The 20,904-nt window shown below is 74.0% G+C and carries 22 protein-coding genes and 1 pseudogene; 3 read left to right on the forward strand and 20 right to left on the reverse strand.

Translation table 11 applies throughout. The annotated features are described in order from the left end of the window. Nucleotides 1-503: 503 nt before the first annotated feature. The 8 genes from dapB to AC0IVP_RS01895 form a co-directional block, all read right to left on the reverse strand. Nucleotides 504-1,304, reverse strand: coding sequence for a 4-hydroxy-tetrahydrodipicolinate reductase (dapB, locus tag AC0IVP_RS01860; RefSeq protein ID WP_056287968.1), 801 nt, complete (start codon nucleotides 1,302-1,304; stop codon nucleotides 504-506). A gap of 41 nt (nucleotides 1,305-1,345) precedes the next feature. Further along, the gene (locus AC0IVP_RS01865) at nucleotides 1,346-1,708 is read right to left on the reverse strand and encodes a VanZ family protein (RefSeq protein ID WP_471754170.1); all 363 of its coding nucleotides are present in this window, start codon (nucleotides 1,706-1,708) and stop codon (nucleotides 1,346-1,348) included. Then, entirely contained in the window at nucleotides 1,705-3,087 is a 1,383-nt protein-coding gene (locus tag AC0IVP_RS01870) for a M16 family metallopeptidase (RefSeq protein WP_471754172.1), read from the reverse strand. The genes AC0IVP_RS01865 and AC0IVP_RS01870 overlap by 4 nt, the downstream gene beginning before the upstream one ends. Beyond that, nucleotides 3,084-5,336, reverse strand: coding sequence for a polyribonucleotide nucleotidyltransferase (locus tag AC0IVP_RS01875; RefSeq protein WP_056287973.1), 2,253 nt, complete (start codon nucleotides 5,334-5,336; stop codon nucleotides 3,084-3,086). The genes AC0IVP_RS01870 and AC0IVP_RS01875 overlap by 4 nt, the downstream gene beginning before the upstream one ends. A 345-nt stretch (nucleotides 5,337-5,681) precedes the next feature. After that, complete coding sequence (gene rpsO / locus AC0IVP_RS01880) at nucleotides 5,682-5,951, reverse strand: 30S ribosomal protein S15 (protein WP_056287976.1); 270 nt, start codon at nucleotides 5,949-5,951, stop codon at nucleotides 5,682-5,684. 167 nt (nucleotides 5,952-6,118) lie between these two features. Continuing rightward, complete coding sequence (locus tag AC0IVP_RS01885) at nucleotides 6,119-7,075, reverse strand: bifunctional riboflavin kinase/FAD synthetase (RefSeq protein WP_056289927.1); 957 nt, start codon at nucleotides 7,073-7,075, stop codon at nucleotides 6,119-6,121. Nucleotide 7,076: 1 nt separating this feature from the next. Continuing rightward, complete coding sequence (locus tag AC0IVP_RS01890) at nucleotides 7,077-8,222, reverse strand: branched-chain amino acid aminotransferase (protein WP_056287979.1); 1,146 nt, start codon at nucleotides 8,220-8,222, stop codon at nucleotides 7,077-7,079. A gap of 122 nt (nucleotides 8,223-8,344) precedes the next feature. Then, nucleotides 8,345-8,671: an antibiotic biosynthesis monooxygenase family protein gene (locus AC0IVP_RS01895; RefSeq protein WP_056287982.1), complete on the reverse strand. Its 327-nt coding sequence runs from the start codon at nucleotides 8,669-8,671 to the stop codon at nucleotides 8,345-8,347. An 84-nt stretch (nucleotides 8,672-8,755) separates the two neighbouring features. Here AC0IVP_RS01895 and larB point away from each other — a divergent pair, with 84 nt between their 5' ends. Further along, on the forward strand, nucleotides 8,756-9,430 hold the full coding sequence (gene larB / locus AC0IVP_RS01900; protein ID WP_056287985.1) for a nickel pincer cofactor biosynthesis protein LarB: 675 nt from the start codon (nucleotides 8,756-8,758) through the stop codon (nucleotides 9,428-9,430). Here the strand turns inward: larB and larE are convergent. From larE to rimP, 12 genes and pseudogenes are all read right to left on the reverse strand, one after another. Then, complete coding sequence (gene larE / locus AC0IVP_RS01905) at nucleotides 9,421-10,266, reverse strand: ATP-dependent sacrificial sulfur transferase LarE (protein WP_471754174.1); 846 nt, start codon at nucleotides 10,264-10,266, stop codon at nucleotides 9,421-9,423. The genes larB and larE overlap by 10 nt on opposite strands. A gap of 29 nt (nucleotides 10,267-10,295) precedes the next feature. After that, entirely contained in the window at nucleotides 10,296-11,210 is a 915-nt protein-coding gene (gene truB / locus AC0IVP_RS01910) for a tRNA pseudouridine(55) synthase TruB (RefSeq protein ID WP_471754176.1), read from the reverse strand. Next, nucleotides 11,207-12,514 (reverse strand): MATE family efflux transporter, encoded by a 1,308-nt coding sequence (locus AC0IVP_RS01915; protein WP_471754178.1) that lies wholly within the window; start codon nucleotides 12,512-12,514, stop codon nucleotides 11,207-11,209. The genes truB and AC0IVP_RS01915 overlap by 4 nt, the downstream gene beginning before the upstream one ends. Continuing rightward, the gene (locus AC0IVP_RS01920; protein WP_471754180.1) at nucleotides 12,511-13,482 is read right to left on the reverse strand and encodes a DHH family phosphoesterase; all 972 of its coding nucleotides are present in this window, start codon (nucleotides 13,480-13,482) and stop codon (nucleotides 12,511-12,513) included. The genes AC0IVP_RS01915 and AC0IVP_RS01920 overlap by 4 nt, the downstream gene beginning before the upstream one ends. A 14-nt stretch (nucleotides 13,483-13,496) precedes the next feature. Next, complete coding sequence (locus tag AC0IVP_RS01925; RefSeq protein ID WP_471754182.1) at nucleotides 13,497-13,817, reverse strand: hypothetical protein; 321 nt, start codon at nucleotides 13,815-13,817, stop codon at nucleotides 13,497-13,499. Then, complete coding sequence (gene rbfA, locus AC0IVP_RS01930; RefSeq protein WP_082556420.1) at nucleotides 13,814-14,362, reverse strand: 30S ribosome-binding factor RbfA; 549 nt, start codon at nucleotides 14,360-14,362, stop codon at nucleotides 13,814-13,816. Before rbfA ends, AC0IVP_RS01925 begins: the two co-directional genes overlap by 4 nt. Nucleotides 14,363-14,452: 90 nt before the next feature. Next, nucleotides 14,453-14,746: a DUF503 domain-containing protein gene (locus AC0IVP_RS01935; protein ID WP_056288002.1), complete on the reverse strand. Its 294-nt coding sequence runs from the start codon at nucleotides 14,744-14,746 to the stop codon at nucleotides 14,453-14,455. Between the two features lie 96 nt (nucleotides 14,747-14,842). Continuing rightward, nucleotides 14,843-16,678 (reverse strand): translation initiation factor IF-2, encoded by a 1,836-nt coding sequence (gene infB, locus AC0IVP_RS01940; RefSeq protein ID WP_235564441.1) that lies wholly within the window; start codon nucleotides 16,676-16,678, stop codon nucleotides 14,843-14,845. A 468-nt stretch (nucleotides 16,679-17,146) separates the two neighbouring features. Next, nucleotides 17,147-17,290, reverse strand: a pseudogene (locus AC0IVP_RS01945) (translation initiation factor IF-2 N-terminal domain-containing protein); the annotation flags it as partial. Nucleotides 17,291-17,470: 180 nt separating this feature from the next. Then, on the reverse strand, nucleotides 17,471-17,752 hold the full coding sequence (locus AC0IVP_RS01950) for a YlxR family protein (RefSeq protein ID WP_471754184.1): 282 nt from the start codon (nucleotides 17,750-17,752) through the stop codon (nucleotides 17,471-17,473). An 8-nt stretch (nucleotides 17,753-17,760) separates the two neighbouring features. Continuing rightward, a complete protein-coding gene (nusA, locus tag AC0IVP_RS01955; protein ID WP_056288013.1) occupies nucleotides 17,761-18,921 on the reverse strand; it encodes a transcription termination factor NusA in 1,161 nt (386 codons plus the stop codon). Beyond that, the gene (rimP, locus tag AC0IVP_RS01960; protein WP_471754187.1) at nucleotides 18,918-19,625 is read right to left on the reverse strand and encodes a ribosome maturation factor RimP; all 708 of its coding nucleotides are present in this window, start codon (nucleotides 19,623-19,625) and stop codon (nucleotides 18,918-18,920) included. Before rimP ends, nusA begins: the two co-directional genes overlap by 4 nt. A 250-nt stretch (nucleotides 19,626-19,875) precedes the next feature. Between rimP and AC0IVP_RS01965 the strand changes: the two genes are divergently transcribed. Next, complete coding sequence (locus AC0IVP_RS01965; protein WP_471754189.1) at nucleotides 19,876-20,400, forward strand: hypothetical protein; 525 nt, start codon at nucleotides 19,876-19,878, stop codon at nucleotides 20,398-20,400. Continuing rightward, nucleotides 20,397-20,903 (forward strand): ferritin-like domain-containing protein, encoded by a 507-nt coding sequence (locus AC0IVP_RS01970; RefSeq protein ID WP_471754191.1) that lies wholly within the window; start codon nucleotides 20,397-20,399, stop codon nucleotides 20,901-20,903. Before AC0IVP_RS01965 ends, AC0IVP_RS01970 begins: the two co-directional genes overlap by 4 nt. The last annotated feature ends 1 nt before the right edge of the window (nucleotide 20,904 follow it).

Raw genomic sequence — 20,904 nt, forward strand, 5'->3', positions numbered from 1 at the left:
AAGGCACCCCGTGACTGGGGTTGAACATATGGCACTGACTTTCGGCACGCTGTTGAGTTCTCAAGGAGCGGACGCGCTCGAACCCCGGCCCTGTGGGCCTTCGATGTCGAGGCTGGTTTGTCCTGCTCGCGCCGGGCTCCGCATCTGGACTGACTTCGTGAGTCTGTCCGGCGGCCGTTTCCTTGTCGCTCGGCGCAAAGAGAAAGTTACGTGCCCGGACACCTCCCGTCAAACAGCTCGCCACCCCGATCGGGGCATCCAGTGCCGTAGAGCGACCGGGAAGCAGTGAAACCGCTGGTCAGCGAGTTGCGAGTCTGACCATTCTGCGAGGCAGGTCACGTGTCGGCCGTGTGTCAGCCCGGTGTGTCCCGCCCCAGGGACCTCACGCGCCACACCCGCACCGCCCGGGAACGGGCGAGAGACGGCCGCGGCCCGGCCGCGCACCTCGAGAGGGCGGGGCCGGGCCGGGAACACGACGGGTCAGGGGGTCAGGGGGAGGGGTGTCAGAGACCCAGGAGGGAGTCGATCCCGATGGTGAGCCCAGGACGGCGGGACACCTCTCGCACCGCGAGCAGGACACCGGGCATGAACGAGGCACGGTCGTAGGAGTCGTGGCGCAGGGTCAGCGTCTCCCCCGGCGAACCCATCAGGACCTCCTCGTGCGCGACCAGCCCGGCCAGGCGCACCGAGTGGACGGGCACCCCCTCCACGTCGGCACCCCGGGCACCCGGGAGGGACGACCCCTCCTCCGTGGCGTCGGGAGCCGGCGCCATGCCGGCGGCGCGGCGGGCCTCGGCGACCAGGCGGGCGGTGCGGGCCGCCGTCCCGGAGGGGGCGTCCACCTTGGCCGGGTGGTGCAGTTCCACGACCTCCACCGAGGGGAAGAACCGCGCGGCCTCGGCGGCGAAGCGCATGAGGAGCACTGCGCCGATGCCGAAGTTGGGCGCGATGACCACACCGAGCTCGGGCTTGGGGGCCAGCCACTCCCGGACGGTCGCGATCTTGTCCTCGTCGAAGCCCGTCGTCCCGACCACGCAGTGGATGTTCTGGTCGATGCAGAACCGGATGTTCTCCATGACCGACTCGGGACGGGTGAAGTCGACCGCCACGTCCGCGCCACCGTCGGCGACGTTGAACAGCCACTCGCTGCCCTCGACCATCGCGACCAGCTCGAGGTCGTCGGCGTCGTTCACGGCCTTGCACACCTCCACGCCCATCCGGCCGCGGGCCCCGAGGACGGCGACAGAGGTCAGGGGTTCCTCGGGGGTGGGGACCGGAGTGAGGGACGAGGTGCTGGTGGTCATGCCCGGCACTCTCACCAACGCAGGACCGGGATGCAAGCCGGTCAGCGTGCCGGGGCGACCCGGGTGGCCAGCCGCCACAGCAGCAGGCCCACCAGGAGTCCGCCCACGTCGGCGAGCCAGTCCCCCACCGAGGCGTCACGGCCCACCAGTGCCGTCCCCTGGACGACCTCGGACCCGGCGGCGTAGACGACCAGGGCGACGGCCACGACCCGTTCGCGGAGCCCGGCCCAACGGCTGCTGAACGCCAGTGCGGCGAAGAGCGCTGCGTGGACGACCTTGTCCAGGCCGGGCGGGGAGGGAGGGACGTCCGAGGGCGGCGCGAAGAGCACGGCGAGCGACACCAGCACCACGACGACGAACGCGCCGCGGGCCAACGCCCCGTGCTCGACGAACCACTCCCTCATCCGGCCAGCCGCTCCAGGTCCTTCGCGCGGTACGGGCCGACGACCGCCAGCGCGGTGTCACGGGCGAAGAGGTCCGCGGCCACCGCCCGCACGGCAGCGGCGTCGACGGCGTCGAGACGGGCGAGGACGTGAGGCACCGGCGTGTACTCCCCGTAGGAGAGCTCGCTCTTGCCCAGTCGGGACATCCGGGACCCGGTGTCCTCCAGGCCCAGCACCAGACCGCCCTTGAGCTGGCCGATGCCGCGGGCCACCTCCTCGTCGGTGATGCCGTCAGCGGCGACCTCGGCGAGGGACTCACGGATCAGCCGGAGCACCTCGGGCACGCGCTTGGGCGAGCAGCCGGCGTACACCGAGAAGACACCGGTGCCGGCGTAGTGCGTGAGGGAGGAACCGACGCTGTAGACCAGACCGCGCTTCTCCCGCACCTCCTGGAAGAGCCTGGAGCTCATACCCCCACCGACGGCAGCGTCCAGGACGGCCGCGGCGTAGCGGGCCTCGTCGAGCCGGCCCATGCCGATGCTGCCCAGCAGCAGGTGGGTCTGCTCGGTCCTGCGGTGGATGAGCCCGGTCCGGTTCGCCGGTGAGGTGAGGGGGACGTCGTCACCGGAGCGGAGCGGGTCGGGGCGGGCTCCCCCGGCCAACCGGTCACCGAAGGCGCGGCGCACCAGCTCCAGCACCTGGCCGTGGTCCACCCGTCCAGCGGCCGAGACCACGATGGAGGGGGTGGCGTAGCGGCCCCGGTACCAACCGTCGACGTCGTCCCGGGTCAGGGACTCGATCGACTCCACGGTGCCCAGGACCGATCGGCCCAGCGGCGTGTCCCCGAAGAGGGTCTCGGCGAAGAGGTCGTGCACGGCGTCGGCGGGCTCGTCGTCGCGCATCGCGATCTCCTCGAGCACGACCGTCCGCTCGGACTCCAGGTCCGGCGCGGTGTTCAGCGCGTCGGTGACCAGGTCGCCCAGCAGTGTCACGGCCAGCGGGAGGTCGCTGGCGAGCACGTTGGCGTAGTAGCAGGTGTGCTCCTTCGCGGTGAAGGCGTTCATCTCACCGCCCACGGCGTCCATGGCCGTGGCGATCTCCAACGCGGTCCGGCTGCGGGTGCCCTTGAAGAGCAGGTGCTCCAGGAAGTGCGAGCTCCCGGCCAGCCCCGGCGTCTCGTCCCGGGAACCGACGCCGACCCAGATGCCGACCGTCGCCGACAGCACGCCGGGCATCAGCTCGGTGACGACCCGCAGGCCCCCGGGCAGCTCGGTGCGCTCCACGCGGCCGCCGAACTCGTCGACGTCGAGCAGTTCGGTGTGCCCGACGGCCACCGGGGTGGGCGCGGCCGCAGCCACGCCCACCCCGGGGCCGTTCGAGCTGGTGTCAGCCGTGGTCACTCACCCGCGGGTGCAGCAGCCTCGGCCGGCGCCTCTTCGGAGGCACCGCCCTCGACGACCGGGACCAGGCTGATCTTGCCGCGGGCGTCGATGTCGGTGATCTCGACCTGCAGCTTGTCGCCGACGTTGGCGACGTCCTCGACCTTGGCGATCCGCTTGCCGTTGCCCAGCTTGCTGATGTGCACCAGGCCGTCCCGGCCGGGCAGCAACGAGACGAAGGCACCGAAGGCGGTGGTCTTCACGACCGTGCCCAGGAACCGCTCGCCGACCTTGGGCAGGGTCGGGTTGGCGATCGCGTTGATCCGGTCCACGGCGGCCTGGGCCGAGGGCCCGTCGGAGGCACCGACGTAGATCGTGCCGTCGTCCTCGATGGTGATGTCGGCGCCGGTCTCGTCCTGGATCGCGTTGATCATCTGGCCCTTGGGCCCGATGACCGCGCCGATCTTGTCGACGGGGATGCGGACCGTGGTCACCCGGGGGGCGAACGGGCTCATCTCGTCGGGGCCGTCGATCGCCTCGAGCATGACGTCGAGGATGTGCAGCCGGGCCGCGCGGGCCTGGGTCAGCGCACCGGCGAGGACGTCGGAGGGGATGCCGTCCAGCTTGGTGTCCAGCTGGAGCGCCGTCACGAAGTCCTTGGTGCCGGCGACCTTGAAGTCCATGTCACCGAAGGCGTCCTCGGCACCGAGGATGTCGGTCAGCGCGACGTACTCCGTCTTGCCGTCGACCTCGTCGGAGACCAGGCCCATGGCGATGCCCGCGACCGGGGCGCGCAGCGGCACACCGGCGTTGAGCAGCGACAGGGTGGAGGCGCAGACCGAGCCCATCGAGGTCGAGCCGTTGGAGCCCAGCGCCTCGGAGACCTGGCGGATCGCGTAGGGGAACTCCTCGCGGTCGGGCAGCACGGGCAGCAGCGCCCGCTCGGCCAGCGCGCCGTGGCCGATCTCGCGGCGCTTGGGCGAACCCACGCGGCCGGTCTCACCGGTGGAGTACGGCGGGAAGTTGTAGTTGTGCATGTAGCGCTTGCGGGTCACCGGGTTCAGGGTGTCCAGCTGCTGCTCCATGCGGAGCATGTTCAGCGTGGTGACGCCCATGATCTGGGTCTCGCCACGCTCGAACAGGGCCGAGCCGTGCACCCGCGGGAGGACCTCGACCTCGGCCGACAGCGGCCGGATGTCGGTGACGCCGCGGCCGTCGATGCGGACCTTGTCGCGCAGGATGCGCTGGCGGACGACCTTCTTGGTCACCGCGCGGAAGGCACCGGAGACCTCCTTCTCGCGCCCCTCGAACTGCTCGGCCAGCGCGGCCTTGACCTCGTCCTTGAGGGCGTCGGTGGCGTCGTCGCGCTCGGCCTTGCCCGGGATGGCCTGGGTGGCAGCCAGCTTCTCGGCGGCCTGGGCCTCGACGGCGGCGTAGACGTCGTCCTGGTAGTCCAGGAAGCGGGGGAAGTGCGCCTCGGGCTTGGCGGCCTTGCCGGCCAGCGCCGACTGTGCGTCGCACAGGGCCTTGATGAAGGGCTTGGCGGCCTCGAGGCCCTGGGCCACGACCTCCTCGGTCGGGGCGGTCGCGCCACCGGCGATGAGCTCGATCGTCTTCTCGGTGGCCTCGGCCTCGACCATCATGATCGCGACGTCGCCGTCGGGCAGGACCCGGCCGGCCACGACCATGTCGAAGACGGCGTCCTCGAGCTCGGTGTGCGTCGGGAAGCCGACCCACTGGCCACCGATGAGGGCGACGCGGGTGGCGCCGACCGGGCCGGAGAAGGGCAGGCCCGACAGCTGGGTCGACGCGGAGGCCCCGTTGATCGCCAGCACGTCGTAGAGGTGGTCGGGGTCCAGCGACAGCACGCTGATGACGACCTGGACCTCGTTGCGCAGGCCCTTGGCGAAGGTCGGGCGCAGCGGGCGGTCGATCAGGCGGCAGGTGAGGATCGCGTCCTCGGAGGGACGCCCCTCACGGCGGAAGAACGAGCCGGGGATCTTCCCGATCGCGTACATCCGCTCCTCGACGTCCACCGTCAGGGGGAAGAAGTCGAAGTGGTCCTTGGGCTGGCGGCCGGCCGTGGTGGCCGACAGCAGCGTGGTGTCGCCCATGGTGGCGACGACGGAGCCGGCGGCCTGCTTGGCCAGCCGGCCGGTCTCGAAGGTGACGGTGCGCTGACCGCGCGCGCCGTTGTCGATCACCGCGGAGGCGGTGTAGACGCCGTCCTCGGCGTCGTAGTCGACGGTGTCGTTCGTGGGTGCGGACATCGGGGTCCTCTTCCTGCGCCGCATGCGGCGGCGCCCTCTTGGTTCGGCGGCTGTGCGCCGGTGGTCTGGGGAGACCGGTCTTCGATCGAAGCCCTCGGGTCGCGTCGTCCGCGGTCGGTCTGACCGGCGGCGGCGTCCCGGGGGCCACTACCGAGGACCGGGCCTGGGCGTCGGGTTCGACGCCGGGGCCACCGGTGGCTGGCCGCCTGTGGGGTGGTGCCGGGGTCGTGCTCTGGTGCTGTCGTGCTCTGGTGCCGTCGTGCCGTGGTGGAGCTGCCCCGACCCGGTGGGGGCCGGACGAGAGAGGGGACCGACTCCGCGGTGCGGAGCGGTCCCCTCGTCTGGCTAGCGGCGCAGGCCGAGCCGCTCGATGAGCGAGCGGTACCGGTTGATGTCGGTCTTCGCCAGGTAGTTCAGCAGCCGGCGACGCCGGCCGACCAGCAGGAGCAGGCCCCGCCGGCTGTGGTGGTCGTGCTTGTGCATCTTCAGGTGCTCGGTCAGGTCGCTGATCCGTCGGGTCAGCATCGCGACCTGCACCTCGGGGGAACCGGTGTCACCCTCGACCGTCGCGTACTCGGTCATGATCTGCTTCTTCGTCGCGCTCTCGAGCGCCATGTGGGCCTCCTGGGCAGGTCACGTGTGGCCCCCGGTCGGTGTCACGGGGGCAGCATGCACACGCGTCGGTCTCCCGACGCTGTGCCCAGGTTACACGGCAACGCCCGGGGCCCACACGGCGAGCGTGCTGGTGGGGACCACGCCGATCGGCGGGAGGACCCCCGGGGTCAGAGCCCGAGCACGGCCCGGGTGGCGACGACGTCGGCGTCCATCTGGGTGATCAGGGCCTCGATGCCGTCGAAGGTGGTCATCGGCCGCAGCCGCTCGACGAACTCGACGCCCACGTGCTCGCCGTAGAGGTCCCCCGACCAGTCCAGGCAGAAGGCCTCGACGGTGCGCCGGGTGCCCTGGAAGGTGGGGTTGGTGCCCACCGAGACAGCGGCCGGCCGACGGTCCCGGCTGCGGCCGGCGGAGTCGCGCAGCACCAGGGTGCCGGCGTACACGCCGTCGGCGGGGACGGCGGTGTGCGCGGGGGACTCGACGTTGGCCGTCGGGTAGCCCAGCTCGCGCCCGCGCTGGTCACCGCGGACGACGATGCCGTCGACCCGGTGCGGGCGGCCCAGCGCGCGGGCCGCCGATCGGAGGTCCCCGGCGGCCACGCAGGCCCGGATGTAGGTGGAGGAGATGGTGACCTCTCCCCCGTCGGCGGCGTCGGCGGCCAGCGCCAGCCCCTCGACGGAGAACCCGAACCGCTTCCCCTCCCGGGTCAACGAGGCGACGTCACCGGCTCCGCGGTGGCCGTAGGAGAAGTTCTCGCCCACCACGACCGACGCCGCGTGCAGGTGCTCGACGAGCACGGTGTGCGTGAAGCCCTCCGGGGAGAGCCGGCTGAACTCGGCGGTGAAGGGCAGGACGCACATCGCGTCCACACCGAGCGCAGCGACCAGCTCGGCCTTGCGGTCCGGTGAGGTCAGGATGGCCGGGTGCGACCCGGGCCGCACGACCTCGGCCGGGTGCGGGTCGAACGTCAGCAGCAGGGCGGGGCGGCCCAGGGCGTGCGCCCGGGCCACCGCCGTACCGATGAGCTGCTGGTGCCCACGGTGCACCCCGTCGTACATGCCGACGGTGACCACCGTGCGACCCAGATCGCCCGGAGTCGACTCCAGGCCACGCCAGCGCAGCACGTCAGCCGGCTGCGACCGTGTGCCGCCAGCCGCGGTCGTCGGGGACCCGGCCGTGCTGCAGGTCCAGGAGCCGCTCACGCAACGCCATGGTGACGGCGCCGGGAGTGCCGTCACCCACGGTGAAGTCACCGGTGCGTGCCTTGACCTCGCCGACAGGGGTGATCACCGCAGCGGTGCCGCAGGCGAAGGTCTCGGTGACCGTGCCGTCGGCGACTCCGGCCCGCCACTCCTCGACGGTGAAGCGGCGCTCGGTGACCCGGTGGCCCGTCTCCTCGGCCACGGTGATCAGCGAGTCGCGGGTGATGCCGGGGAGCAGGGTGCCGGTGAGCTCGGGGGTGACCAGTTCGGCGTCGCTGCCCGTGCCCAGGACGAAGAACAGGTTCATCCCGCCCATCTCCTCGACGTACTTCTTCTCCGTCGCGTCCAGCCACACGACCTGGTCGCAGCCGGCCGCGATGGCCTGCTCCTGGGCCAGCAGGCTCGCCGCGTAGTTGCCTGCGCACTTGACGTCGCCGGTGCCGCCGGGGGCGGCCCGGATGTAGTCCTCGGAGAGGTAGACCGACACCGGCTGGACGCCGCGCGGGAAGTACGCACCGGCCGGGCTGGCGATGACGACGAAGAGGTACTCCGAGGCCGGCCGGACGCCGAGGAAGGGCTCCACGGCCAGCTGGTAGGGCCGGATGTAGAGGGTCTGGTCCGGGCCGGTCGGCACCCAGTCGCGGTCGGCGTCGACGAGGGCGTCGACGGCGTTCACGAAGCCCTCGGCCGGGACCGGGGGCATCGCCATCCGGACGGCGCCACGGGCCATCCGGGCCGCGTTCTGCTCGGGCCGGAACACCGAGACCGAGCCGTCGGGCTGCGCGTAGGCCTTGAGGCCCTCGAAGATCGACTGTGCGTAGTGCAGGGCCGCGGTCGAGGGGTCCAGCTGCAGCGGCGCGTAGCCGGTCAGCGTGGCCTCGGTCCAGCCCTTCCCGGCGACGTAGCGGGCCACGACCATGTGGTCGGTGAAGACCTTGCCGAAGCCGGGGTCGGCCAGCAGCTGCTCCCGCTCGGCGGCCGGACGGCGGGGCGCGTCCTCCACCACGAGCGGCACACCCTCGGCGAAGGACCGGGAGGAGGTGCGGCTGTCGGCGAGCGTGTCGGTCATGGCTCCCACTTGCGTCTGAGGGGTGGTCCGCGGGCGCGTGCCCACGCCTGCACCCTAGCCGCGGCGGCCGGACCCCGGACGGCGCGGACCCACACCCCTCCCCCGACCCCGGGGTCGCCGTGTCAGGTCGCGTCGGTCTTCGGCGACGCCTGCGTCACGACCTCGAAGGACCACACGTTCGAGCCGGTGGCCGCCGGTGCCATCCCGGAGCCGCCGCCGGAGTGCCCGCGCGCGAAGTCCTGACCGGACTGCCAGGCCTCGAAGTCGGCCTCGCTGCGCCAGCGGGTGTAGACGAGGTAGTCGTCGGTCCCCTCCACGGGGCGCAGCAGCTCGAACCACTCGAACCCGTCGGAGGCCTCCACCGACCCGGCGCGGTTGCTGAACCGCTCCTCCAGGCGCTCCCGGGCCTCGGCCGGCACGGTCAGGACGTTGATCTTCACGACGCTCATGCCCCCACCCTGCCCGACGCAGGCGGGGACGACACGGGGAGGACGACACGGGGAGGACGACACGGGGAGGACGACACTGGCCGGGTGAGCACAGACCGGACCCACGACGTCGGCGTCGCGCGCCTGGACGTCGACCGCGAGGCCCGCACCGGCACCCCGGAGGTGGTCTATGCCGAGGGGAAGACCGCCGCCCAGACGGTGGCGTGCCTGGCCGGGCTGCTCGACGCCGGAGCCCCGCTGGCCTGGGCGACCCGGGTGCCGGCGGGCACCGTCGCCGCGGTGCGGGAGCGGTGGCCCGACGCGCACGTCGACGAGGCCGCCCGGGTGGTGTGGGTGGGCACGGTCGCCCCGCCGGTGGGTGAGGTGCTGGTGCTGACCGCCGGGACGTCGGACGACGCGGTGGCCGCCGAGGTGGCGGCGACGCTGGCCGCCAGCGGGGTCGGCTGCCGGCGGGTCGACGACGTCGGGGTGGCCGGGGTGCACCGGGTGCTGGCCGTGGCACCCGACCTGGCCCGTGCCGATGCCGTCGTGGTCGTCGCCGGCATGGACGGCGCGCTGCCCAGCGTCGTGGCCGGGCTGACCGACCGGCTGGTCGTCGCCGTCCCCACGTCGGTGGGGTACGGCGCCGCGTTCGAGGGCCTGGCCGCGCTGCTGACCATGCTGACGTCCTGCGCTCCCGGGGTGCTGGTGGTCAACATCGACAACGGGTTCGGCGCCGGGGTGGCCGCGGCCCGGATCGTGCGCTCGGCTCAGCGGTAGCGCACGGGGTCGGGCAGCAGCTCGTTCATCGACCCGGACCGGAAGCCCCGGGGGTCCAGCTCGACGTCGTCCCAGCCGCGGACGGCGGCCAGCAGCTCGGGTCCGACCCGCGGGACCAGCGCGGCGTCGACCTCGACCCGGGCCCGGTCGCCGAGGTCGCGCACCCGCAGGTCCCGCACCGGTAGACCGGCGGCGGCGAGAGCGCCCCGCAGCGCCACCTCGGCGGCCTCCACCCGGGCCAGCCGCTCCGCCGACACCGGCACGCCGTAGGCGATCCGGCTGGACAGGCAGGCGGCGGCCGGCTTGTCGGCCAGCGCGAGTCCCCAGGCCCGGGCGGCGGCCCGGACGTCGGCCTTGGTCATCCCGGCGTCGGCCAGTGGGGTGCGGGCGCCGCGCTCGGCGGCGGCCCGGATCCCGGGGCGGAAGCCGGCGAGCCGGTCGTCGGCGTTGGTGCCGGTGGCCACCGCGGCGATGCCCAGCCGGGCGGCGAGCGGGCCCAGGGTGTCCAGCAGCTCGGCCTTGCAGGAGAAGCACCGGTCACCGTCGTTGGCGACGTAGCCGGGCCGGGCGAGCTCGTGGGTGACCGGCTGCTCGTGCCGGACCCCCAGGTCCAGCGCGAAGGCGTGCGCGGCCTCCCGCTCCGCGGCCGGCAGCGAGGGCGACACCGCCGTGGCGGCGACCACCCGGTCGACCCCGAGCGCGCGGACGGCGGCAGCCAGCACCACCCCGGAGTCCACCCCGCCGGAGAAGGCGACCAGCACGGCGGGGAGGCCGGCCAGGTCGGCGTGCAGGACCGCGACCCGCTCGGCCGTGGTGGACGCCAGCACCTCGCTCATGTCACCGAGGGTGGCACAGCGCACACCGCTCAGGCAGGGAAGCCGACGCCGACCCGGGCGGTGGGACCGGCGTCCTCGACCAGGGCCACGAGCCGGCCGTCGGGGTCCACGGCCGCCTGCAGGCCCGGTCTGCCGCTGGCGGCGACGCGCTTGCCGTGCCCCAGGTCGACGGCCTCCTCGGCGGTGACCCGGCGCTCGGGGAACACGGCCGTGGCCGCGGTGGTCAGCGGCACGAAGCCCGGTCCCGCGCCGGCAAGCAACGCCTCAGCCGCCTCGGCGACCGGCCGGGCGTCGGCCTCGTCGAAGGGACCCGACCGGGTGCGGCGCAGCGCCGTGAGGTGCCCGCCGACAGCGAGGGCCGCGCCGGCGTCCCGGGCGATGGCCCGGACGTAGGTGCCCGTCGAGCAGGTGACGGTGACGTCGACGTCGACGACGTCGACGGTGGACCGGTCGATGCGGTGCACGTCCAGGGCGTGCACGACGACCGACCGGGCGGCCAGCTCGAACTCCTCACCGGCCCGCACCCGGTCGTAGGACCGGACACCGTCGACCTTCACCGCACTCACCGAGGAGGGCACCTGCTGCAGCGGCCCGGTCTGGGCGGCGAACGCGGCACGCACCTGCTCGTCGGTCAGGTGCCCCGCGGGGGTGCTCGTCAGCACGTCACCCTCCCGGTCGTCGGTGACGGTGGTGGCACCCAGCCGGACGGTGGCGGCGTAGGTCTTGTCGTTGCCCGACAGGTGGCCCAGCAGCCGGGTGGCGGCGCCGACCCCGAGCACCAGGACCCCGGTGGCCATCGGGTCCAGGGTGCCGGCGTGGCCGACCTTGCGGACGCTCAGCGCGCGCCGGGCGAGGGCGACCACGTCGTGGGAGGTCATGCCGGGGCCCTTGTCCACCAGCAGCAGACCGGGGGGCACGTCGGCGTCGACTCGCTTGGGGCTCACCGGGACACCGTGACAGACGCCGTCGTCCACCTGTCCCCCGCCACCCGGACCAGGACAGCCACCAGCCGCAGGGCGATGAAGAGCGTCAGCCCGGTCCACACCCCGGCCAGCCCCCAGCCCAGCGGCCCGGACAGCAGCGAGAGGGGGACGAAACCGACCAGCGCCGAGCCGATCGTGACCGTCCGCAGGTAGCCGACGTCCCCGGCGCCCATGAGCACGCCGTCCAGGGCGAAGACGACGCCGGCCAGCGGCTGCATCAGCGCCAGGAACCACCAGACGACCCCGGCCTGGGCCAGCACGGCCGGGTCGTCGGTGAACAGCCCGGGCAGCACCGGGCGCAGTGCCAGCAGGACGGCGGCGACCAGCAGCCCGGTGCCCAGCCCCCAGGCCGCGACCCGCCTCACCACCGCACGTGCGTCGTCGACCCGGCCGGCACCCAGGGCCTGGCCGACCAGGGTCTGCGCGGCGATGGCGTAGGCGTCGAGCACCAGGGCCAGGAACAGCCACAGCTGCAGGGCGATCTGGTGGGCACCCAGCTCGGCCGTCCCCGACCGGGCGACCACCCCGGCGGCCACGACGAACGCGGCCTGCAGCACGAAGGCCCGCAGCAGCAGGTCCCGGCCGATCACGAGCTGGCTGCCGATGGCGGTCCAGCGGGGACGCCAGGCCACCCGCTCGGAGGCCAGCGTGCGCAGGAAGAGCAGCGCGGTCACCGACTGGCCGGCGACGTTGGCCCAGGCCGAGCCGACCAGGCCCAGCCCGGCGGTGTAGACCAGCAGCGGGTTGAGCAGCAGGGACAGCAGGCTGCCGGCGACGACGTAGACCACCGGCCGCCGCAGCTCGGCGACCCCGCGCAGCCAGCCGTTGCCGGCCAGGGACACCAGCAGCAGCGGGACCCCCAGGCTGGCCACCCGCAGCCACTGCTCCCCCGCCGCGGCGACCGGGCCGGCACCCCCGGCCAGCGCCCGGGTCAACGGCCCGGCCAGCGCCTGGAAGGCCAGCGTGACCACCAGGCCCAGGCCCAGTGCCAGCCAGGTCGCCTGCACGCCCTCCCCCACGGCGCCGGTCCGGTCACCGGCCCCGGCGCGACGGGCGGCCCGGGCGGTGGTGCCGTAGGCCAGGAAGTTCAGCAGCGCCGCGGCCCAGGCCAGCAGTCCTCCACCGACGGCGAGCCCGCCCAGCGCCGTCGTCCCCAGGTTGCCGACGACGGCCGTGTCGACCAGCAGGTAGAGCGGTTCGGCGGCCAGCACCACCAGCGCGGGCAGTGCCAGCCCGGGGATGCTGCGCGTGGCCGGGGCGGTCACAGCAGCTCGCGGACGGCCGCGATGGTCCCCTCACGGTCGCGGTGCGAGGTGAAGCCGGCGGCCATCCGGTGACCGCCGCCGCCCAGCGCCTGCGCCACGGCGGACACGTCGGTGCTTCCGCGGGACCGCAGCGAGACCGACCAGCTGCCGTCGTCGGCGCCCTTGAGGACACACGCCACGTCGGCCTCCTGGGCCGCGCGGACGACGTCGACCAGGGCCTCCAGGTGGTCGGGGGCCAGGCCGTGCGCGGCGGCCTCGGACGTGGTCGCCCAGGTCCAGACCAGGCCGGCACCGGTGGCCGGCTCCAGGACGGCCCGGCCGGTGGCCGCGGACAGCAGACCCAGCCAGCCGAAGGGCGCGCTGTCGAACAGGCGCTGGCTGATCCGGGCGTGGTCGATCCCCGTCTCCAGGAGCCGGGCGGCGAGCAGGTGGGTGCCGGGCGCGGTGTTGCCGAAGCGGAAGGAGCCGGTGTCCGCGGCGAGCCCGGCGTAGAGGCAGGTGGCCAGCGTGCCATCGAGCGGCACGCCCAGGCCCTCGAGCAGGTCCGCGACCAGCGCCACGGTCGCCGCGGCGTCGGGGTCGATGAGCTGCACCGTGCCGAAGCCTGGGTTGGAGGCGTGGTGGTCGACCACCAGCGAGACGGGGGCGGATTCCAGCACCGCCGCGACGTCACCCAGCCGCCGGGTGTCCGCGGCGTCCAGGCTGACCACCAGGGCCGGGTCGGCGGGGAGCCGGTCGCTGGGCACCAGTGCCTCGGCACCGGGCAACCAGGCCAGGGACTCCGGCAGCACGAACGGCGCCGGGAACGTCGCGGTGGCCCGCGCACCGCGGCGGCGGAGCCCCTCGGCCAACGCCAGGGTGCTGCCCAGAGCGTCCGCGTCGGGCTGGACGTGCCCGGAGAGCACCACCGTGGCGCCGTCGTCGGCCGCCCGGGCGAGGACGGCGACGGCGGCCTCGAGAGCGCCCACCGGGGCCACCGGGGTCAGCTGTCGCTGGGGCCGGGGTCGGCCACCGGCACCTCGTCGGGCTCCTCGCCCGGCCGACCGCCGGCGACCGGGATCGCCGGCCCGCCGTCCGAGGGCATGTCGGCGGCGATGGAGGCCGCGTTGGCGTCGGTCGCGGGGTCCGCGTCACCGGCCTGGCCCTGGCGACCACCGGCGGTGGGGTCGGCGTCGCCGGGGGTGCCGGCCTGGTCGCCGGGGACGGTGCGCCCGCCCAGGGTCGACTCCGGCTGGCTCTCGGCGGGCACGTTCGGGTCGGGGTCGACGGCCTCGGTGCCGGGCCGGTCGGTCTGCTCGGTCACGGGGCGCTCCTGGGGGCTGTGCTGTGGGCCTGGGGGTCGTGCTCGTCGTCGTCGGCGTCGGGGTCGGCGAACCGGGTGGCCCGACCGCCGTCCCCGTCGCCGGTGGCGTCGCTGTCGTCCTCGTCGAGGACGGGCTTCTTGTACGGGTCGGGCTCGCCGGCGTAGGCGGCGCCCTCCCGGGCCCGGGCCAGCTCGGCGTCGGCCTCGCGGGCCCGCTCCAGGGCCTCCTCGAGCTCGCGCGCGGTGTCCGGGACGATGTCGGCGATGAACTCCAGGGTCGGCACGAACTTGATGCCGGTCTGCTTGCCCACGGTGGAGCGCAGCACCCCGGTCGCGCTGGCCAGCGCGACGGCGGAGTCGGCGACGGCCTGGGCGTCGCCGTAGACGGTGTAGAACAGCGTGGCCTCGCGGAGGTCACTGGTCACCCGTGCGTCGGTCAGGGTCACCATCCCGAGGCGCGGGTCCTTGATCTGCGTCTCGATGGTGGCGGAGCAGATCTGGCGGATGCGCACTGCGAGCTTGCGCGCCCGTGCCGGGTCGGCCATCGGGTTCTCCTAAGTGAGGTCCTGGAACGGCCCCGTCGCGGGATCCCGGCCGGCGCGGAGCGCAGGACGGGGGGCGACGGGGTCCTTCTCTCAATCGGTGTCGCTGGTGAGCTGCCGGTGGGTGGACAACAGCGTCACCTCGGGGCGCTCGGCCAGCAACCGCTCGCAGGCGTCGAGCACGTCGGTGACCTGCCCGGCCTCGCCGGCGACGGTGGCGACCCCGACCTGCACGCGGCGGTGCAGGTCCTGGTCGCCGACCTCCGCGGCGGCGACCGCGTAGCGGCGCCGCAGTTCGGCCACGATCGGCTTCACCACGGCGCGCTTGCCCTTGAGCGAGTGCACGTCCCCCAGGAGCAGGTCAGCGGTCAGCGAACCCGTGAACACGTGCGCACCTCCCGCCGACCCGCTCGCTCAGGACTGGAACGGCCCCGCTGCCCCCGCGCCGTGCAGAGCACGGCGCGGGGGCAGCGGGGTCCTCGTTCAGTCGCGCGGCTTCTCGCGCAGCTCGAAGGTCTCGATGACGTCCTCGGGCTTGATGTCGTTGAACGACCCCAGCCCGATGCCGCACTCGTAGCCCTCGCGGACCTCGGTCGCGTCGTCCTTGAAGCGGCGCAGCGAGTCCACCGACAGGTTGTCGGCGACGACTGCACCGTCGCGGATGAGCCGGGCCTTGCTGTTGCGCACGATCGTGCCGCTGCGCACCAGCGAACCCGCGACGTTGCCGATCTTGGGCACCCGGAAGACCTCGCGGACCTCCGCGCGGCCCAGCTGGACCTCCTCGTAGATCGGCTTGAGCATGCCCTTGAGAGCGGCCTCGATCTCCTCGATGGCCTGGTAGATGACCGAGTAGTACCGGACGTCCACGCCTTCGCGGTTGGCGAGCTCGGTGGCCTGGCCCTCGGCCCGGACGTTGAAGCCCAGGACGATGACGTCGTCGGCCAGCGCCAGGTCGATGTCGCTCTTGGTGATGCCGCCGACGCCGCGGTGGATGACCCGCAGCGACAGGTCGTCGTCGACCTCGATCTTCATCAGCGCCTCTTCCAGCGCCTCGACGGTGCCGGAGTTGTCGCCCTTGATGATCAGGTTGAGCTCGCGGCTCTCCTTGAGGGCCGCGTCCAGGTCCTCGAGGCTGATCCGCTTGCGCGCCGAGGCGTTCTGCGCGTTGCGGATGCGGGCCTGACGGCGGTCGGCGATCTGCCGGGCCGTCCGGTCCTCCTCGACGACGAGGAACGTGTCGCCGGCGCGGGGCACCGAGGTGAGACCCACGACCTGCACGGGGCGGGCCGGCAGGGCCTCCTTGAGCTTGTTGCCGTGCTCGTCGAGCAGCGACCGCACACGCCCGTAGGCGTCACCGGCCACGATCGAGTCACCGACACGCAGCGTGCCGCGCTGGACCAGCACGGTGGCGACGGGGCCACGGCCCTTGTCCAGCTTGCCCTCGATGACGACACCCTGCGGGTCCTGCTCGGTGTTCGCGCGCAGGTCCAGCGAGGCATCGGCGGTCAGCAGCACCGCGGCCTCGAGCTCCTCGAGGCCCTGGCGCGTGGTGGCCGAGACGTCGACGAACATCGTCTCGCCGCCGTACTCCTCGGCGACCAGGCCGTACTCGGTGAGCTGCTGGCGGATCTTGGCGGGGTTGGCCCCCTCCTTGTCCACCTTGTTCACCGCGACCACGATCGGCACCTGGGCGGCCTGGGCGTGGTTGAGCGCCTCGATGGTCTGGGGCATGACGCCGTCGTCGGCGGCCACGACCAGCACCACGATGTCGGTCACCTTCGCGCCACGGGCACGCATCGCGGTGAACGACTCGTGACCCGGGGTGTCGATGAAGGTGATCGGACGCTCGTTGCCGTCCAGCTCGGTGACGATCTGGTAGGCGCCGATGTGCTGGGTGATGCCACCGGCCTCCTTCGCCACGACGTTCGTGTGGCGGAGGGCGTCCAGCAGCTTGGTCTTGCCGTGGTCGACGTGACCCATGACGGTGACGACCGGCGGACGCCAGTCCCAGTCGCTCTCGTCGCCCTCTTCGTCACCGAAGGTGAGGTCGAAGGTCTCGAGCAGCTCGCGGTCCTCGTCCTCGGGGCTGACGACCTGGATGACCCAGTCGATCTCGGCACCGAGGAGCTGCAACGTCTCGTCGTTGACCGACTGCGTGGCGGTGACCATCTCGCCCAGGTGGAACAGGGCGGTCACCAGCGCGGCCGGCTGGGCGTTGATGCGTTCGGCGAGGTCGGTCAGCGAGGCGCCGCGGGGCAGCCGGACGGTCTGTCCGTTGCCGCGGGGCAGGCTGACGCCACCCATCGAGGGCGCCGCCATGGAGTCGAACTCCTGACGCCTCTGCTTCTTGCTCTTGCGCCCACGGACCGGACCGCGACCACCGGGACGCCCGAAGGCACCCGCGGTACCCGCACCGGAACCACCGCGACCACGGCCACGACCGCCGCCACCGCGGAAGCCGCCGGCCGGTGCGCCGCCACCGGCGCCACCGGGGCGGAAACCGCCACCGGCACCACCGGGGCCACCGGGGCCGCCACCAGGACGGCCACGGCCGCCGGGAGCACCCGGACGACCGCCACCGGCAGCGCGGCCGGGCATCATGCCCGGGCTCGGGCGCTGCGGCATCATGCCCGGGTTGGGGCGGGGCCCACCAGGACCGGCAGCGGGACGGGGCCCACCGGGACCGGCCGCGGGACGCGGGCCACCGGCGCCCGGCGCGGGACGGGGCCCGGGGCGCGGGCCGGGCGTCGGGGCACCGCTGCCGCTGCCGGTGGACCCGTAGGCCTCACGCAGGCGGCGGGCCACGGGGGCCTCGACGGTGGACGATGCGGACTTCACGAACTCGCCCTGCTCCTTGAGCTTGGCGAGTACGGCCTTGCTGTCGACACCGAGCTCTTTAGCGAGCTCGTGGACGCGGGCTTTGCCTGGCACGGGTCTCCTCAGTGGTGAGGCCGGCGGCTGGCCCGCTCGACCTCGGTATCAGTTGTGCATTGTCTTCTGCTCAGTCACAGGTGCGACTTCACGGGTGGGTCATCCGAGGACGTCCTGCTCTCGACGAGCGGACCGACCGGGTGTCGGTCCGACGGTGGTGCTGGTCTGCTCCGGTGCGGCTCATGCCCCGGCGCTGTCGGGTGACAGCGCCTGGACGTGGCTCTCGAGCAGGTCGGTCTCCAGCGGAGCGCTGCGTCGCAGTGCGCGCGGGAAGGCCCGACGACGGTCCGCGGCACGCAGGCACTCGGGGGTGGGGTGCACGGAGGCACCCCGGCCCGGGAGCCGGCGAGCGGGGTCCGGCGTGAGCCGGGACTCCCGCACGACGACGCGCAGCAGGTCCGTGACCGGAGCGCGTCGCCGGCACCCCACACAGGTGCGGACCGGGATCGGCGTTTCGGCCATCGCAAAGTCTAGCGCGCCGAGGGCCCGCGGTGTTCCGGGCGACGGACGACGGGGCGCTGACCACCCCGGGCGGGTCCCCCGCGGGGGGCGCCGGGCCCGCCGCGACCGGGCAGGCCGCCGGTCTCGCCGGCCGGACGGGGGGCCGAGCGCAGCGGCGCGCGACCGACGCCCGGGGAGACGGTGTCCTCGGACTCGGGCTGGGCGTCGCTGCGGATGTCGATGCGGCAGCCGGTGAGCCGGGCGGCCAGGCGGGCGTTCTGGCCCTCCTTGCCGATGGCCAGCGACAGCTGGTAGTCCGGCACGACGACCCGGACGGCGCGGGCGGCGGGGTCCACGACGCGCGCGCTGGTGACCCGCGCCGGGGAGAGGGCCGACGCCACGAACGTGGCCTCGTCGTCCGACCAGTCGACGATGTCGATCTTCTCGCCGTGCAGCTCGCTCATCACGTTGCGCACCCGCTGGCCCATCGGGCCGATGCAGGAGCCCTTGGCGTTCAGCCCGGGCACCGAGGTGCGGACGGCGATCTTGGAGCGGTGACCGGCCTCGCGGGCCACGGCGACGATCTCCACGCTGCCGTCGGCGATCTCGGGGACCTCGAGGGCGAAGAGCTTGCGCACCAGGTTGGGGTGCGAACGCGAGACGGTGACCTGCGGGCCGCGGAAGGTGCGGGCGACCGACACCACGTAGGCCTTCAGCCGGCTGCCGTGCGGGTACTCCTCGCCGGGGACCTGCTCGGCCGGGGGCAGGTTCGCCTCGACCTTGCCGATGTCCAGCAGCACGGTGCCCTCGCTGTTGCGGCGCTCGTGGGCCTGGACGACGCCGCCGACGACGTCGCCCTCCTTGCCGATGTACTCACCGAACGTCTGCTCGTGCTCGGCGTCGCGCAGTCGCTGCACGATGACCTGCTTGGCGGTGCTGGCCGCGATCCGGCCGAAGTCGGTGGGGGTGTCGTCGTACTCGTGCACGACCTCGCCGTCCTCGCCCAGCTCCTGGGCCAGCACGGCGACCTCGCCGCTCTTGCGGTCGATCTGCACGCGGACGTGCTTGGCGGCGCCGTCGGCGTGCCGGTAGGCGGTGACCAGGGCGCTCTCGATGGCCTGGAGCACCGTGTCGGCGGGGATGCCCTTCTCCCGCTCGACCGCCTTGAGGGCGGTCACGTCGATGTTCACTGGTCTCCTCTGTCCTGGACGCCGGCCGGGGTGGCCTGGCCGTCCTCGTGCTGGTCGTCCTCGTGCTGGTCGGGCTCGATCGCGTCGGTGCCGTCGAGCTCGTCGTCGACGTCGTCGGCGGTGAGCTCGGAGTCGTCGTCGGTGTCGTCATCGGGGAACTCGGGCACCAGGCCCGCGTCCCGGTGGCCCTCGGGGCGGTTGAACTCCACCTGCACCCGGCCCTCGCCGACCTCGGCCCAGGTCAGCGTCCGGTCGCCGGCGGCCTTGCGGACCTGGCCCTTCTTGGCCCCGCCCTTCTCCACGGCCAGGGTGACGCCGTCCTCGTCGACGGAGAGCACCCGGCCGATCAGGTCGGCGCCGCCCACGGTCGCGGTGACCAGGCGCCCCACGTTGCGCCGCCAGTGCCGCGGCAGCGTCAGCGGGCGGTCGACCCCGGGGCTGGTGACCTCCAGGACGTAGGGCGTGGTGTCCGGGTCGTCGTCCTCGGTGTCGAGCACGTCGGACAGCGCGCGGCTGACCTCGGCGACGTCGTCCAGGCTGACCCCGCTGTCCCGGTCGACGACGACCCGGACGACGGAGCGGTTGCCCGCGGCCCGGACGACGAGCTCCTCGAGGTCGTACCCGGCGGCGTGCACGACGGGGGTGAACCAGCCGGTGAGCTGATCGGTCGCGGCCGGGCCGGTACGCGGTCCTGTGCTGGACACCTGGTGCCTCCTCGGGCTGCGGTCGGTGGTGGTGCGGTGGGACGGGTGGCGGTCGGCGGCCGGGTCGGACACGGCCGTGCGCCGGCCGTGGCGCCCGTCGCGACGGCGGCGCGGCCGCGGCGGACGGGTGGCGGGAGGGGACTCGCCGCACCGGAGGGGCCCACGGTACCGCCCGCAGGGGGACGACGGCGCCCCGCCGGACGTGCCCACCGCCACGCCCGCAGGGCGGTGGGCTGCCAGGATGGGCCCGATGTCCGCGCCGGCCCCCCTCCCCCGCCCCGCCGGTGCCCTCACCCGGCGCACCGTGCTGACCGCGCTCGGGGTGGCTCCGGTGCTGCTCGCCGTCGGCTGTTCGGCCGACGAGCCGGCCGGTGCCGACGCCGTCACCCCGGCCCAGGTCGACCAGCTGGCCGGCCAGGTCGCGGTGCAGGAGGATCTGGTCGCGGCCTACGAGGTCGCCCTGGTCTCGGCCCCCGAGGTCGCCGCTCTGGCCGACCAGGCCCGCGCGCAGCTGACCCGGCTCCGGGCGGCCGCGCCCTCGGCGTCGGGACCCCCGCCGTCCGGGGCCCCGTCTCCAGGGGCGTCGTCAGGGCCGTCCCCGGCTCCGGCAGCCGTCGCCGGGGACGCGGTGGCCGCCCGGGCGACGTTGCGCACCCAGGTCGCCACCGCAGCCACCTCGCACGCCACTGCGTGCGTGGCCTTCAGCGGTGCCCGGGCGGCCCTGCTCGGGAGCATCGCCGCGGGCCTGCGCGGCCAGGACGGACAGCTGGCGTGACGGGCCCCGGCGACTCGACGGGCACACCGGCCACGACCTCCCCCACGACCTCCGCCGAGGCCGGGTCCGCGCGGGCCGAGGACGCGGCACTGCAGGACGCCCTGGCCGCCGAGCACGCCGCGGTCTGGGGCTACGGCACGGTCGGCGCGGCGCTCACCCCGGGGACCCGGGGCGAGGTCGTCGCCGCGCAGGAGGCGCACCGGGACCTGCGGGACCGGGTCGGCGCCCTCCTGCTGGACCGGGGGGCCGAGCCCGTCGCGGCGCGACCGGCCTACGCGCTGCCCTTCCCGCTGCTCTCCGACGTCGACGCCTGCCGACTGGCCGCCGTGCTGGAGGAGGGCACGACCGCCGCCTGGGTCTGGGTGCTCGACCAGGCCGCGCAGCGCACCACCCGTGAGCTGGCGGTCGTCGAGGCCTCGGCCGCCGAGGTGCGCGCTGTCACCTGGCGGACGCGCGCGGGGCTGAGCCCGGTCACCGCGGCCACCCCCGGCCTGCCCGCCTGAG

Source organism: Klenkia sp. AC732 (assembly GCF_979256525.1).

Coding starts and splice junctions, on each gene's coding strand:
- dapB (WP_056287968.1), bottom strand. CDS start 1,304: ATGACCACCAGCACCTCGTCCCTCACTCCGGTCCCCACCCCCGAGGAA.
- AC0IVP_RS01865 (WP_471754170.1), bottom strand. CDS start 1,708: ATGAGGGAGTGGTTCGTCGAGCACGGGGCGTTGGCCCGCGGCGCGTTC.
- AC0IVP_RS01875 (WP_056287973.1), bottom strand. CDS start 5,336: ATGTCCGCACCCACGAACGACACCGTCGACTACGACGCCGAGGACGGC.
- rpsO (WP_056287976.1), bottom strand. CDS start 5,951: ATGGCGCTCGAGAGCGCGACGAAGAAGCAGATCATGACCGAGTACGCG.
- AC0IVP_RS01890 (WP_056287979.1), bottom strand. CDS start 8,222: ATGACCGACACGCTCGCCGACAGCCGCACCTCCTCCCGGTCCTTCGCC.
- AC0IVP_RS01895 (WP_056287982.1), bottom strand. CDS start 8,671: ATGAGCGTCGTGAAGATCAACGTCCTGACCGTGCCGGCCGAGGCCCGG.
- larE (WP_471754174.1), bottom strand. CDS start 10,266: ATGAGCGAGGTGCTGGCGTCCACCACGGCCGAGCGGGTCGCGGTCCTG.
- rbfA (WP_082556420.1), bottom strand. CDS start 14,362: ATGGCCGACCCGGCACGGGCGCGCAAGCTCGCAGTGCGCATCCGCCAG.
- infB (WP_235564441.1), bottom strand. CDS start 16,678: ATGGCGGCGCCCTCGATGGGTGGCGTCAGCCTGCCCCGCGGCAACGGA.
- AC0IVP_RS01950 (WP_471754184.1), bottom strand. CDS start 17,752: ATGGCCGAAACGCCGATCCCGGTCCGCACCTGTGTGGGGTGCCGGCGA.
- AC0IVP_RS01965 (WP_471754189.1), top strand. CDS start 19,876: ATGTCCGCGCCGGCCCCCCTCCCCCGCCCCGCCGGTGCCCTCACCCGG.